The organism is Intestinirhabdus alba (assembly GCF_009711095.1).
In the GTDB taxonomy this organism is placed as follows: domain Bacteria; phylum Pseudomonadota; class Gammaproteobacteria; order Enterobacterales; family Enterobacteriaceae; genus Intestinirhabdus; species Intestinirhabdus alba.
On the sequence record NZ_WMJZ01000030.1, the window covers coordinates 16,835 to 30,366 of the forward strand.

The 13,532-nt window shown below is 61.1% G+C and carries 16 protein-coding genes and 1 pseudogene; 12 read left to right on the plus strand and 5 right to left on the minus strand.

The annotated features are described in order from the left end of the window. Nucleotides 1–8: 8 nt before the first annotated feature. The 4 genes and pseudogenes from gshB to GJV78_RS18110 all read left to right on the plus strand — a co-directional run. Nucleotides 9–956 carry a glutathione synthase gene (gshB, locus tag GJV78_RS18095; RefSeq protein ID WP_155109634.1) on the plus strand — a complete coding sequence of 316 codons (948 nt, stop codon included), beginning with the start codon at nt 9–11 and terminating at the stop codon, nt 954–956. 87 nt (nt 957–1,043) lie between these two features. Then, nucleotides 1,044–1,607, plus strand: a complete 564-nt coding sequence (locus GJV78_RS18100; RefSeq protein WP_155109635.1) for a YqgE/AlgH family protein — start codon at nt 1,044–1,046, stop codon at nt 1,605–1,607. Beyond that, nucleotides 1,607–2,023 (plus strand): Holliday junction resolvase RuvX, encoded by a 417-nt coding sequence (gene ruvX, locus GJV78_RS18105; RefSeq protein ID WP_155109636.1) that lies wholly within the window; start codon nt 1,607–1,609, stop codon nt 2,021–2,023. Before GJV78_RS18100 ends, ruvX begins: the two co-directional genes overlap by 1 nt. 338 nt (nt 2,024–2,361) lie before the next feature. Then, nucleotides 2,362–2,679, plus strand: a pseudogene (locus GJV78_RS18110) (FAD-dependent oxidoreductase); the annotation flags it as partial. Nucleotides 2,680–2,744: 65 nt separating this feature from the next. On the opposite strand, the gene GJV78_RS18115 reads toward GJV78_RS18110, so the two are convergent. Beyond that, entirely contained in the window at nt 2,745–3,725 is a 981-nt protein-coding gene (locus tag GJV78_RS18115) for a type IV pilus twitching motility protein PilT (RefSeq protein ID WP_155109638.1), read from the minus strand. A gap of 17 nt (nt 3,726–3,742) precedes the next feature. On the opposite strand from GJV78_RS18115, the gene GJV78_RS18120 reads away from it, so the two are divergent. Genes GJV78_RS18120 through hemW form a run of 5 tightly spaced genes read left to right on the plus strand, consistent with a single transcriptional unit; the run spans nt 3,743 to nt 7,049 of the window. Beyond that, on the plus strand, nt 3,743–4,447 hold the full coding sequence (locus GJV78_RS18120; RefSeq protein ID WP_155109639.1) for a YggS family pyridoxal phosphate-dependent enzyme: 705 nt from the start codon (nt 3,743–3,745) through the stop codon (nt 4,445–4,447). An 18-nt stretch (nt 4,448–4,465) separates the two neighbouring features. Beyond that, complete coding sequence (locus GJV78_RS18125) at nt 4,466–5,029, plus strand: YggT family protein (protein WP_155109640.1); 564 nt, start codon at nt 4,466–4,468, stop codon at nt 5,027–5,029. Further along, complete coding sequence (yggU, locus tag GJV78_RS18130) at nt 5,026–5,316, plus strand: DUF167 family protein YggU (protein ID WP_167519633.1); 291 nt, start codon at nt 5,026–5,028, stop codon at nt 5,314–5,316. Before GJV78_RS18125 ends, yggU begins: the two co-directional genes overlap by 4 nt. Before the next feature lie 10 nt (nt 5,317–5,326). Next, on the plus strand, nt 5,327–5,920 hold the full coding sequence (locus GJV78_RS18135) for an XTP/dITP diphosphatase (RefSeq protein WP_155109642.1): 594 nt from the start codon (nt 5,327–5,329) through the stop codon (nt 5,918–5,920). After that, entirely contained in the window at nt 5,913–7,049 is a 1,137-nt protein-coding gene (hemW, locus tag GJV78_RS18140) for a radical SAM family heme chaperone HemW (RefSeq protein WP_155109643.1), read from the plus strand. Before GJV78_RS18135 ends, hemW begins: the two co-directional genes overlap by 8 nt. A gap of 77 nt (nt 7,050–7,126) precedes the next feature. On the opposite strand, the gene ansB is transcribed toward hemW, so the two are convergent. The 4 genes from ansB to trmB form a co-directional block, all read right to left on the minus strand. Continuing rightward, entirely contained in the window at nt 7,127–8,173 is a 1,047-nt protein-coding gene (ansB, locus tag GJV78_RS18145; protein WP_155109644.1) for an L-asparaginase 2, read from the minus strand. Nucleotides 8,174–8,718: 545 nt separating this feature from the next. Further along, complete coding sequence (locus tag GJV78_RS18150) at nt 8,719–9,438, minus strand: YggN family protein (RefSeq protein WP_155109645.1); 720 nt, start codon at nt 9,436–9,438, stop codon at nt 8,719–8,721. Nucleotides 9,439–9,490: 52 nt separating this feature from the next. Further along, nucleotides 9,491–9,817: a YggL family protein gene (locus GJV78_RS18155; protein ID WP_155109646.1), complete on the minus strand. Its 327-nt coding sequence runs from the start codon at nt 9,815–9,817 to the stop codon at nt 9,491–9,493. After that, entirely contained in the window at nt 9,817–10,536 is a 720-nt protein-coding gene (gene trmB / locus GJV78_RS18160) for a tRNA (guanosine(46)-N7)-methyltransferase TrmB (RefSeq protein ID WP_155109647.1), read from the minus strand. The genes GJV78_RS18155 and trmB overlap by 1 nt, the downstream gene beginning before the upstream one ends. 162 nt (nt 10,537–10,698) lie before the next feature. Between trmB and mutY the strand changes: the two genes are divergently transcribed. From mutY to mltC, 3 genes are all read left to right on the plus strand, one after another. Beyond that, on the plus strand, nt 10,699–11,751 hold the full coding sequence (gene mutY / locus GJV78_RS18165) for an A/G-specific adenine glycosylase (RefSeq protein ID WP_155109648.1): 1,053 nt from the start codon (nt 10,699–10,701) through the stop codon (nt 11,749–11,751). Between the two features lie 28 nt (nt 11,752–11,779). Continuing rightward, nucleotides 11,780–12,055: an oxidative damage protection protein gene (locus tag GJV78_RS18170; RefSeq protein WP_155109649.1), complete on the plus strand. Its 276-nt coding sequence runs from the start codon at nt 11,780–11,782 to the stop codon at nt 12,053–12,055. A gap of 85 nt (nt 12,056–12,140) precedes the next feature. After that, nucleotides 12,141–13,223, plus strand: a complete 1,083-nt coding sequence (mltC, locus tag GJV78_RS18175) for a membrane-bound lytic murein transglycosylase MltC (RefSeq protein WP_155109650.1) — start codon at nt 12,141–12,143, stop codon at nt 13,221–13,223. Nucleotides 13,224–13,532: the final 309 nt, after the last annotated feature.

A 13,532-nucleotide genomic window follows, 5' to 3' on the forward strand; every position in this document is an offset into this window, starting at 1 on the left:
GAAGAACCATGATCAAGCTCGGCATCGTGATGGACCCCATCGCAAGCATCAACATTAAAAAAGACTCCAGCTTCGCTATGCTGCTGGAGGCGCAACGCCGCGGTTACGAACTTCATTATATGGAGATGGCCGATCTGTATCTGGAAAACGGCGAGGCCCGCGCCCGCACGCGCACCCTCAGCGTCGCGCAGAGCTACGACAAATGGTACGAATTCCGCACCGAGCAGGCGCTGCCGCTGGCCGATCTGGACGTGATTCTGATGCGTAAGGACCCGCCGTTCGACACCGAGTTTATCTACGCCACCTATATTCTGGAGCGCGCGGAAGAGAAAGGGACGCTGATCGTCAACAAGCCCCAGAGCCTGCGCGACTGCAACGAAAAGCTGTTTACCGCCTGGTTCTCCGACCTGACTCCGGAAACGCTGGTCACCCGTAACAAAGCGCAGCTGAAGACCTTCTGGCAGAAGTACGGTGATATCATTCTTAAGCCGCTGGACGGCATGGGCGGTGCCTCCATCTTCCGGGTGAAGGAGAGCGATCCGAACCTTGGGGTGATCGCTGAGACCCTGACGGAACACGGCAGCCGCTACTGCATGGCCCAGAACTATCTGCCGGCCATTAAGGATGGCGACAAGCGCGTGCTGGTGGTCGACGGCGAGCCGGTGCCCTACTGCCTGGCGCGTATTCCGCAGGGCGGCGAAACCCGCGGCAACCTGGCGGCCGGCGGCCGAGGCGAACCGCGTCCGCTGACCGACAGCGATCTGGCGATCGCCCGCCGCGTCGGGCCAACCCTGAAGGCCAAAGGGCTGATTTTTGTCGGCCTCGATATTATCGGCGACCGCCTGACGGAGATTAACGTCACCAGCCCGACCTGCATTCGCGAGATCGAAGCCGCGTACCCGGTGTCCATTACCGGGATGCTGATGGACGCCATCGAAGCGCGCCTGCAAAAATAGAGGGAACGCCGGACGGCGGCGCTTTGACGCCCACTCCGGCCTTGCCATCCTGACGAATTTTTGAATCCGGAAACAGAACCTCTGCCAATGAATTTACAGCATCATTTTCTTATTGCCATGCCCGCTCTCCAGGACCCGATTTTCCGCCGCTCCGTGGTGTACGTTTGCGAGCACAACGAAGAGGGAGCAATGGGGATCGTCATCAATAAACCGCTGGAGAATCTGCAGGTTGACGGGATTCTGGAAAAGCTGAAGATCGAGCCTGAGCCGCGCGATCCGGCGATTCGCCTGGACAGAGCGGTGATGATTGGCGGCCCGCTGGCTGACGATCGGGGCTTTATTCTGCACACGCCGCCGTCGCGCTTCTCGTCGAGCATCCGCATTTCGGATAACACGGTGATCACCACCTCCCGCGACGTGCTGGAGTCGTTAGGCACCCCGGAGCAGCCCGCCGACGTGCTGGTGGCGCTGGGCTACGCCTCGTGGGAGAAGGGCCAGCTGGAGCAGGAGCTGCTGGACAACGTCTGGCTGACCGCGCCTGCCGATCTCAACATCCTGTTCAAAACGCCGATTGCCGACCGCTGGCGCGACGCCGCCAGGCTCATCGGGATCGATATTCTGACCATGCCCGGCGTGGCGGGGCACGCCTGATGAGCGGAACCTTACTGGCCTTTGACTTCGGCACCAAAAGCATCGGCGTGGCCGTCGGGCAGCGCATTACCGGCACCGCCCGTCCGCTGCCGGCGCTGAAGGCGCAGGACGGCACCCCGGACTGGAGCCTGGTTGAGCGGCTGATTAACGAGTGGCAGCCGGAGGCGATCGTTGTCGGGCTACCGCTGAACATGGACGGTACGGAGCAGCCGCTCACCGTCCGCGCCCGCAAATTCGCCAACCGACTGCACGGCCGTTTCGGCGTGGCGGTCGCCCTGCACGACGAGCGACTCAGCACCGTGGAGGCGCGCTCCGGCCTGTTCGGGCAGGGCGGCTACCGCGCGCTCAGCAAGGGCAAGGTGGACTCCGCCTCCGCCGTTGTGATCCTCGAAAGCTACTTCGAACAGGGCTACTGATCCGCTTTTCCGCCTAATCCTTCGATCCTGGTCACATTTTATGGCGGGATCGTTTGCACCCGCCCCATTGTTTCTACAAAAGAAACACATAACAAGCGACGGCTATTCGCCGCCTCTTCGTCAGGCCGATCGGATCGCTATTGAGTGATAAGACGGGTCAGCGAGGCAAGCTGTCCCAGGCGCTCCGCCTCCGCCGCGTCGTCAATCTGCCACGTTCCGGCGAAGGCCAGCGCGGCGGAATGGACACCGGGCGGCGGCGCTGTGCAGCCAGCAGAGCCTGACGCCGCGCGAGCTGGCCTCCAGGGAGCGCGTCTCCCTGCTGCAGCAGCTGCTGCAGGCCAGCGGCTGGGTGCCCGCAGCCGACGGCGAGCTGGCGCTGGCCGACGCCACAGCGAATAAGCAGCCTGACGCTGGTGCAGGATAACGACTTCGACAACGCCATGGAGACGGTGCAGATGGGCCACCACGCCCCGCTCTCCCCGCACTGCATTACCCACTACCGCCTGTGGGGCGACGGCGCGCTGCTGGCGGAGGTAACCCGAAGCCGCCACTCCGTCTGCCGGCCTCGCTTTGACGCAGCGCCGGAGGTCAGCGAAATCCGCCTGGAGATCGTCGCCACCGCCGGCGCGCTGCCCGCGGTTTACCCCCTTAACCTGTGCCAGGCGGTGTCCCTTGTAACCGGGCGTGGCGTTGACGCTCACGAACGGTTAAGGAACATGGCCTAAAGCCGCCCCTCGGCCTGCCGCTGCTGCAGGCTCAGGGCAAAGGTCACCATCCCCGCCTGCTGCCCGGTCTGCATCACGTGCGGCAGCTGGTGGGACTTTCCCTCGCGGATGAGATTCCCCGCCGCCGGCGTATTGATCAGCAGCTCATACAGCGCCAGCCGCCCGCCCTGTTTATCCGCCTCCAGCCGCTGGGAGAGCACCGCGCGCAGGCTGCCCGCCAGTTGGTGGCGCACTGCCGCTTTCTCCCCGTCCGGAAAAACATCCAGCAGCCGCTCCACCGCCTGCGCCGCGCCGCGGGCGTGCAGGGTCGCCAGCACCAGATGCCCGGTCTCCGCCGCCGTCAGCGCCAGGCGGATGGTCTCGCCGTCCCGCAGCTCGCCCAGCAGAATGACGTCCGGATCTTCGCGCAGCGCCGCGCGCAGCCCGGCGGCAAAGGAGGCGCAGTGCACGCCAACCTCCCGCTGCTGGATCAGGCAGCGCCGGCTGGTATAGAGGTACTCAACGGGATCTTCCAGCGTCAGAATATGAGCATCGACATGCTGATTGAGAAAATCCACCATCGCCGCCAGGGTGGTGGATTTGCCGCTGCCGGTGGCTCCGGTCACCAGAATCAGCCCGTTCTCTTCGCCGAGCAGCGGCGGCAGCGCTGGCGGCGCGCCCAGCGTCGCAAGGGTCGGACAGCGGGTTGGCAACAGCCGCAGCGCCAGCGAAATTCCCTGCCGCTGGGCGAAGGCGCTGGCCCGCAGCCGCTGGCCGTCCGCCAGCGAGATCGCGAAATCAAGCTGGCCGTTCGCCCGCAGCGCCGCCCGCTGCGCCTCGTCGAGCCACCGCGCCAACAGCCCGTCGACGTCAACGGCGGCAAAGGGGGCTTCCTCCACCCGCCCCCGCCTGCGCCAGCGGGCGGGCCACGCGCTGCTCAGGTGTAGATCCGAGACGTTATGCTTTACACTAAGGGCCACCATTTCTTGCATATCCATACGGACAACCTCGGAAAATGAACGATATCGCGCATAATCTGGCACAGGTCCGGGACAAAATCTCCGCCGCCGCGACGAGTTGCGGCCGGTCTCCGGAAGAAATTACGCTGCTTGCAGTCAGTAAAACTAAACCTGCGAGCGCTATCGCAGAGGCCGCTGCCGCCGGGCAGCGGGCGTTTGGCGAAAATTACGTTCAGGAGGGTGTGGAAAAAATTCTGCACTTCCGCGAGCAGGGTACGGAAGGGCTGCAGTGGCATTTCATCGGCCCGCTGCAGTCCAACAAAAGCCGCCTCGTGGCGGAGCACTTCGACTGGTGCCATACCATCGACCGCCTGCGCATCGCCGCCCGACTCAGCGAACAGCGCCCGGCGGATATGCCGCCGCTGAACGTGCTGATTCAGATCAACATCAGCGACGAGCACAGCAAGTCGGGCATTGCCCCCGGCGAACTTGACGCGCTGGCGGCGCAGGTGGCCGGGCTGCCGCGCCTGCGCCTGCGCGGGCTGATGGCGATCCCGGCCCCTGAGTCAGATTATGTAAGGCAGTTTGAAGTCGCCCGGCAAATGGCGGTAGCATTTGCCGGCCTGAAAACGCACTACCCCGACGTTGACACTCTGTCCCTGGGCATGTCGGACGATATGGAAGCCGCTATCGCGGCGGGCAGCACGATGGTGCGCATCGGCACTGCCATCTTTGGCGCACGCCATTACACTAATAATTAAGGAAAACCGAGGAACGCCATGAATACGTTGTCCACTCTCCTTTCACTGGTCATCCAGATTTATACGATGATATTGCTGTTACGAATCTGGATGCAGTGGGCACGCTGTGATTTTTATAATCCGTTTGCGCAATTTATTGTGAAGGCCACGCAGCCTGTCGTTGGCCCCCTGCGTCGCCTGATCCCGGCGCTGGGTCCGGTGGATACCGCGTCCCTGCTGATTGCGCTGCTGCTCAGCGTGGGTAAGGTCTTTTTAAACCCCTATGTTTCCGTCTCCGGCATCTACATTATTTTTTCTGCGGCGCTCATCCTGATAAAGACCACAGGCTCGCTCCTCTTCTGGGTTGTGCTTATGTTGTCAATCATGAGCTGGGTAAGCCGGGGACGCAGCCCGGTAGAGTACGTGTTAATTCAGCTGACGGAGCCTCTGCTGCGACCCATCCGTAACCTTTTACCGGCAATGGGCGGCATCGACTTCTCGCCGATGATCCTGGTCCTGCTGATGTACGTCATCAACATGGGCGTCACCGAGCTGTTAAGCAATATCGCCATACCGCTGGCCTATATCTGGAGCTGGGCGTGAGCGCTGTCTCCCCCTGCGAAGAGGGGCTGGTGCTGCGGCTCTATATCCAGCCGAAGGCCAGCCGCGACGCCATCGTTGGCCTGCACGGCGACGAAGTAAAGGTCGCCATCACCGCGCCGCCGGTGGATGGCCAGGCCAACGGCCATCTGGTGAAGTTTCTCGGCAAGCAGTTTCGCGTGGCGAAAAGCCAGGTCATCATTGAGAAAGGCGAGCTGGGCCGCCACAAGCAGGTAAAAATTATTCACCCACAGCAGATCCCGCCAGAAATCGCGGCGTTAACTGATTAGGTATTCCTTTATGCAAAAAGTTGTTCTCGCTACCGGCAACGCCGGTAAAGTGCGCGAGCTGGCTTCGCTGCTCAGCGACTTCGGCCTTGACGTGGTGGCGCAAACCGAGCTTGGCGTCGACTCCGCCGAAGAGACCGGCCTGACCTTTATTGAAAACGCGATCCTCAAGGCGCGCCATGCGGCGAAGGCCACCGGCCTGCCCGCTATCGCCGACGACTCCGGTCTCGCGGTAGACGCCCTGGGCGGCGCGCCGGGCATCTACTCCGCCCGCTACGCCGGCGAAGAGGCCAGCGACCGGGAGAATCTGGAAAAGCTGCTGCGGGCGATGCAGGAGGTGCCTGACGACGCGCGCCAGGCGCGCTTCCACTGCGTGCTGGTTTATCTGCGCCACGCCGAAGACCCGACGCCGCTGGTGTGCCACGGCAGCTGGCCGGGCGTCATAGCCCGCGAGGCTACCGGCAGCGGCGGCTTTGGCTACGATCCGATCTTCTTTGTGCCGTCGGCCGGGAAAAGCGCCGCCGAGCTGACCCGCGAAGAGAAGATCGCGGTCTCCCACCGCGGGCAGGCGCTGAAGCTGCTGCTGGACGCCCTGCGCAATGGTTAAGCTGCCGCCGCTGAGTCTTTACATTCACATTCCCTGGTGCGTGCAGAAATGTCCGTACTGCGACTTTAATTCCCACGCGCTGAAGGGCGAGGTGCCGCACGACGACTATGTGCAGCATCTGCTGAGGGATCTGGCCGCCGACGCGGCGTACGCCCAGGGGCGTGACGTGCAGACGATTTTTATCGGCGGCGGCACCCCAAGCCTGCTCTCCGGTCCGGCGATGCAGGCGCTACTGGACGGGGTGCGCGCCCGGCTCAGCGTGGCGGCGGACGTGGAGATCACCATGGAGGCCAATCCGGGAACGGTGGAGGCGAACCGCTTCACCGACTATCAGCGCGCCGGGGTAAACCGCATCTCCATCGGCGTGCAGAGTTTCAGCGCGCCGAAGCTGCAGCGCCTGGGGCGTATTCACGGCCCGGAGGAGGCAAAGCGGTCCGCGCGCCTCGCCGCCGGGCTGGGGCTGCGCAGCTTCAACCTCGATCTGATGCACGGCCTGCCGGACCAGACGCTGGAAGAGGCGCGGGAGGATCTGCGCCAGGCGATTGCGCTGAATCCCCCCCACCTCTCCTGGTATCAGCTGACCATTGAGCCAAATACCCTGTTCGGCTCGCGCCCGCCAATCCTGCCGGACGACGACGCCCTGTGGGACATTTTTGAACAGGGCCACCGGCTGCTGGCCGCCGCAGGTTATCAGCAGTACGAAACCTCGGCCTGGGCGAAGCCGGGCTTTCAGTGCGAGCATAACCTCAACTACTGGCGCTTTGGCGACTATCTGGGGATCGGCTGCGGTGCCCACGGCAAAATAACCTTTCCGGAGGGGCGAATTCTGCGCACCACTAAAACGCGCCATCCGCGCGGCTATATGCAGGGGCGCTATCTGGAGAGCCAGCGCGAGGTCGCGGACGCCGACAGGCCGTTTGAATTCTTTATGAACCGCTTCCGGCTGCTGGAGGCCGCCCCGCGCCGGGAGTTTACCGACTTTACGGGGCTGGATGAGGCGGTAATTCGCCCGCAGTTAGACGAGGCTATCGCCCGGGGCTACCTGAACGAAAGCGCGCGGCACTGGCAGATAACCGAGCGCGGCAAGCTGTTTCTCAACGATCTGCTGGAGCGGTTCCTGGCGGAATAGCCCCCGGTAACACGGCGTCCGCCGGGCCGGTTATGCCCGACAGGACGCCGCCTGCCTTTGCGGGCGGCTTCTCCGCCTTAGTATTGGTTAAACATCGTCTGGATCCGCTGGGGATCGGTGGTCTGCGTTAAGGCCAGCTGCAGCAGAACGCGCGCTTTCTGCGGGTTCAGCGAGCCGGAGGCGACGAAACCATATTTCGTATCGTCCACTTCCGCATCGCGGGTGGTGGAGCCCGTCGGCACCCGGGACGAACGCACCACTACCGTACCGTTATGGGCGGCGCTGGCCAGGGTGTCGAAAACCGACTTATACAGGTTGCCGTTGCCGACGCCCGCGCTGACGATCCCCTGATAACCCGCCGCCACCAGCGCTTTCGCCGGCAGAGCGGAGGCGTTGGCGTAGTTATAGACGATCCCCACCTTCGGCAGCGCGTTCAGCTTCGAGACGTCGAACGGCGTAGAGGTAGTGAACTTACGCGCCGGGGTGCGCTGATAGTCAATTTTGCCGTTATGGATGTAGCCCAGCGGCCCGTAGTTGACGGATTTAAAGGTGGCGACGTCGGTGGTGTTAGTTTTGGTAACGTCGCGGCCGTCCAGCACCGTGTCGTTCATGACCACCAGCACGCCGCGGTTGGCGGAGGCTTTATCCGCCGCCGTTACCACCGCGTTATAGAGGTTGAACGGGCCGTCGGCGCTCATGGAGGTGGATGGCCGCATCGCCCCCACCAGCACCACCGGCTTGTTGCACTTCACCGTCAGGTCGAGGAAGTAAGCGGTCTCCTCCATGGTGTCGGTGCCGTGGGTAATGACAAAGCCGTCGGTGCTGTCGCACTCGCTATTGATTTTCTTCGCCAGGGTCAGCCATACCTCGTCGTTCATATCCTGCGAGCCAATGTTGACCAGCTGTTCGCCCTTCACAACGGCGATCTCCTTCAGCTGCGGAACGGCCTTCACCAGATTTTCCACGCCGACCTTGCCCGCCGTGTAGTTTGATTTGGTGGCAGAGTCACCGCCCCCGGCGATGGTCCCGCCGGTGGCTAAGATCGTGACGTTGGGCAGGGCGAGCGCCGCGCCGCTGAATCCCATAACCAGTGCGGCCAGCGCCGTTTTCCTGAAAAATTCCATGTTATTTTCTCTTCTGCTATGTAAATTTGCTGCATTATCCCAGCGCCGCAGACGAATAATGTGACTGCATACAATTAACCAGATAAATATATTTTTCAGTTTGTTAAAACCGGAGGCAGTTATCAAAACGAGACGACGGAAGCACGGCGCGGCGGCCCCGCGCCGAAGAGAGATACCCTAAATAATTCGAGTTGCATGACAAAACGCAGCGCGTTTTGAACAGCCAAAGGGGTGAGGCCGCGGGCCGAATTACGCGGCAAGTGAGCGACAAATTCGTCAGGAACGAATTTGCCCGACCGCAGGTCGTCTTCGGTGAGGGACAGGGATGTCCCTCATTTATCCCCGGGAGCATAGCGAACACGGTGACCGGGATGAATGACAAATCTGTCGGGAGCAGATTTGAACGCCGCGCAGCTCATGGATGAGACGAGTAACCCGAAGCCAACACACATGCGGCCTGAAGTATGACGGGTATAAATNTCATGGATGAGACGAGTAACCCGAAGCCAACACACATGCGGCCTGAAGTATGACGGGTATAAATCTTATTTCAGGCCGCCAACCAGCGTCCTGCGGCTCTCTTCCAGGGTGACGACGCGGCGGCAGACCTCTTTACCAAACTGCTGGAAGTCTTTTTCCTGGCTTTTCCACTCGTTCTGAATGGCGGTTTGCAGGCCGCCGAGGCTGCCCAGCACGCCCTGCAGCGGGTTGCCGCCGCCCTTGAGCACAGCTTTGGCACCCATTTCATTGATGCTGTCCTGCAGAATGCCGCCCATCGCCTGATTGACCAGCTGCTGCCCGTCGGCGCGTACCTGATCGATCGCCTTATAGTGGAAGGTCAGGCCGTCGGCGCGATGCTCGATAATGCGGTTCATCTGCGCCTTTAGCTGGGCGTCCAGCTTCGTCAGGCGGCTGCGCATATTGCTGCTTTCGCCTACTTCGCTGGCGACGATTTTGTCCAGCGCCGCGCGGCCTTTCTCAACGCGCGCGCGGGCACCCTCATCGATCCACGGCAGGCTGCTGCGCAGCGCCGCCTGATAGTCCTTCGCCTGCTCGCGCTGCGCCGCGCTCAGGGTGTAGGCCTTGCCGTTAAACGTCAGGTTACCGTCCGGCGTGATGACCAGGTTGCCGTTTTCGCCCGTTACCTGCACCGTTTGCGGGCTGAGGATCACGTCGTCCCGCGGCGTAACGTCACATTTGTACTCCGCGTGCGCGGCGAGTGTAGTGGTCAGTAAAGCCGCAGCCAGCAGCGTTTTACGCATCATAATTACTCCCTCAGACGAAACGGGCCAGCAGATGCTGGCCCTTTATCTCTTGTTAGTCCCACCAGACGTCAAAAAGTTCGCTGGTGCGCACCTCTTCCAGCCCCTGCGCCTCCAGCCACTGGCGCACGGTCGCCTGATGCTCCCCGGTGCATTTGCCGATCTCCTGCATACAGATCAGCCCTTCCCAGGCCAGATAACCGCTGCCGTCGAAGGCCAGCCCGTTCGGCTCAATAACTTCATTGATAAAGTCGTCGACGCGCCGGTCGATCTGTGCTTCCGTGGTGCCCTCCGGAAAACGCCAGGCCACCGAAAAGCCTAACTCCTGGAACTCGTCGATATGCATTTTCTTACGCAGTCGACGGCTACGGTTTTTTGCCATTATTTCACTCTCCCGAACATTAAATCCCATACGCCGTGGCCAAGACGATGACCGCGCTGTTCAAATTTGGTTACCGGACGCGACGCCGGGCGCGGTACATAATCGTTGCTTTCCGATAAATTCTGATAGCCGTCGATGGAGGACATCACCTCCAGCATATGTTGCGCATAAGGCTCCCAGTCGGTGGCCATATGGAAAACGCCCCCCGGCTTCAGCTTACTTTTAACAAACTCCGCAAATGGCACCTGGACGATGCGCCGCTTATTATGCCGCGCCTTATGCCACGGATCGGGGAAAAACAGCTGCACCATATCCAGCGAGGCGTCGGGGATCATGGTATGCAGCACCTCCACCGCGTCGTGGCACATCACCCGCAGGTTGGTCACTCCCTCTTCATGGGCGGCGGCCAGGCAGGCCCCCACGCCCGGCGAGTGGACCTCAATGCCGAGGAAGTTCTGCTCCGGGCGCGCCTTCGCCATCGCCACCAGCGAAGCGCCCATCCCGAAACCAATCTCCAGGGTAACCGGGGCGTCGCGGCCAAACAGGGCGACGAAGTTAAGGGGTTCTTCGCTAAACTCAACGCCCATCACCGGCCAGTAGTTTTCCAGCGCATGTTCCTGCCCCTTCGTCAGCCGCCCCTGACGACGAACAAAACTACGGATCCGCCGCAGCGGGCGGCCGTTTTCATCAAATTCCGGTGAAATGACGTCGTTTTTCATAAAAATCAACTTTGCATGTGAGTATGTTTTGAAAACGGGCATTATCCAAAGTTAGTTGCCGGATGCAAGTAAAGGAAGCAACGTCGCTGCGGAATGTTCCGGTTTACACCCTGCTGCCGCTGTGCTGCAATCAGCCCCCCGGCAATAGTGAGTTTGGTATCCATGCAAGCGGCGCAATTTTCTGCCCAGGTCCTGGGCTGGTACGATAAATATGGACGAAAAACCCTGCCCTGGCAGGTGGAGAAGACGCCCTACAAGGTATGGCTCTCGGAGGTCATGCTACAACAGACCCAGGTGGCGACGGTCATTCCCTACTTTGAGCGCTTTATGGCGCGCTTTCCGACGGTAACCGATCTCGCCCGCGCCCCCCTCGACGACGTGCTGCACCTGTGGACCGGGCTGGGCTACTACGCCCGCGCGCGCAATTTGCACAAGGCGGCGCAGCGGATCGCTTCCCTGCACGGCGGCAAATTCCCTGAAACCTTCGACGAAGTGGCGGCACTGCCGGGCGTCGGGCGCTCCACCGCCGGAGCGGTGCTGTCGCTGGCGCTGGATCAGCACTTTCCCATCCTTGACGGCAACGTGAAGCGCGTGCTGGCCCGCTACTGTGCGATCGGCGGCTGGCCGGGGAAAAAGGAGGTTGAAAAGCGTCTGTGGGAGCTTAGCGCGGAGGTCACGCCGGCGCAGGGCGTGGCGCGCTTCAACCAGGCGATGATGGATCTGGGGGCGATGATCTGCACCCGCTCCAGGCCGAAGTGCACGCTCTGCCCGCTGCAGGAGGGCTGTATCGCCGCCGCCAGCCAAAGCTGGGCGAGCTATCCCGGCAAGAAGCCGAAGCAGACGCTGCCGGAGCGGACGGGCTACTTTCTGCTGCTGCAGCATCAGAACGAAGTGCTGCTGACGCAGCGCCCGCCGAGCGGCCTGTGGGGCGGCCTGTACTGTTTTCCGCAGTTTGCCGACGAGGCGAGCCTGCGCGACTGGCTGGCGCAGCGGCATATTCCGGCCGATACTTTGACCCAGCTTAACGCATTTCGCCATACCTTCAGCCACTTTCACCTGGAGGTTGTGCCTTTGTGGCTTCCCGTGTCTTCATTCAGCTCGTGCATGGATGAAGTTAACGCGCTCTGGTATAACTTAGCGCAACCGCCGTCGGTCGGACTGGCGGCCCCCGTGGAGCGTTTGTTACAGCAGTTAAGTACCGGTGCGCTGACGTAAGCCGCCCGGTCACTAAAGAGGATCATTTATGAGCAGAACCATTTTTTGTACTTTCCTGCAGCGTGAAGCCGAAGGCCAGGACTTCCAGCTGTATCCGGGGGAGCTGGGAAAACGCATTTATAACGAGATCTCCAAAGAGGCGTGGGCGCAGTGGCAGCATAAGCAGACGATGCTGATCAACGAGAAAAAGCTCAACATGATGAACGCCGGGCACCGTAAGCTGCTGGAGCAGGAGATGGTGAGCTTCCTCTTCGAAGGCAAGGACGTACATATCGAAGGCTATACGCCGGAAGAGAAAAAATAGCGTCGGGCGCACTGCCGGGGTGGGGACACGCAGCCTCTCCCGGCAAACCGTCGCTGAACCCTACACAACACGCACCCACGGAAAGATGAAAAAACTTCTCGCGCTAACGCTGATTGCGCCGTTGCTCATATCCTGCTCCAGCTCGACTAAAAAAGGCGACAGCTATAATGAAGCCTGGATCAAAGATACCAACGGTTTTGATATTCTGATGGGGCAGTTCGCCCACAATATTGAAAATTTATGGGGCTATCAGGAGGTCCTGATAGCCGGTCCGAAGGACTACGTCAAGTATACCGACGGCTACCAGACCCGCAGCCATATTAATTTTACCGACGGCACCATTACCGTTGAGACCATCGCCGGAACCGAACCCGCCGCCCACCTGCGCCGGGCCATTATCAGCACCCTGCTGATGGGCGACGATCCTGGCTCTATCGATCTCTATTCCGACGTCGATGATATTCAGATCTCCCGGGAGCCGTTCCTCTACGGCCAGGTGGTGGATAATACCGGCCAGCCCATCCGCTGGGAGGGGCGCGCCAGCAATTTCGCCGACTATCTGCTGCAGAGCCGTCTGAAAAGCCGCAGCAGCGGCATTCGCCTGATCTACAGCGTGACCATTGACCTTGTACCGAACCATCTGGATAAGCGCGCGCATAAATATCTCGGCATGGTGCGCGAGGCCTCGCGCAGATATGGCGTGGATGAGTCACTGATTCTGGCGGTTATGCAGACCGAATCCTCCTTCAACCCCTACGCGGTGAGCCGCTCCGACGCCCTCGGGCTGATGCAGGTTGTCCAGCACTCGGCCGGGAAGGACGTTTTCCGCTCGCAGGGGAAATCCGGCACCCCAAGCCGCAGCTATCTGTTCGATCCTGCCAGCAATATCGATACCGGCACCGCCTACCTGGCGATGCTCAATAACGTCTACCTGAGCGGCATTGCCAACCCGACGTCGCGCCGCTACGCGGTGATTACCGCCTATAACGGCGGGGCGGGCAGCGTGCTGCGCATCTTCTCCAACGACAAGGCGCAGGCGGCATCGATAATTAACCGCCTGTCGCCGGGCGAGGTTTACCAGGCCCTGACGACCCGCCATCCCTCCGCCGAATCGCGGCACTATCTCTATAAAGTGAACACCGCGCAGAAAGCCTGGCTCCGGAAGTAAAAACCGCCGTCCTCCCGCCCCTCTCCGGGGCGCAGGAGGCGGCCAAACGCCCGATCAAGCCTGACCGCGCTTCTGCCTCGCGTCCCACCGGGCCGGGCATCTGGAATAGCCGGATATTACGGTTCTGCCCCCGCCCCGGATCTGAATGACCGCCAGCGGCATTCGCGAACGGTGAAGAAATATAGTTTGAACCGCATCACTCTTTTGCACTGCAAACTGAATTTGCTTGCAGATATTTGCCACAGCTAACACTAAATCATCGTCCGCCTTTGATAAGATCCCATCATAAGTCCGCAATAATTATGTTTT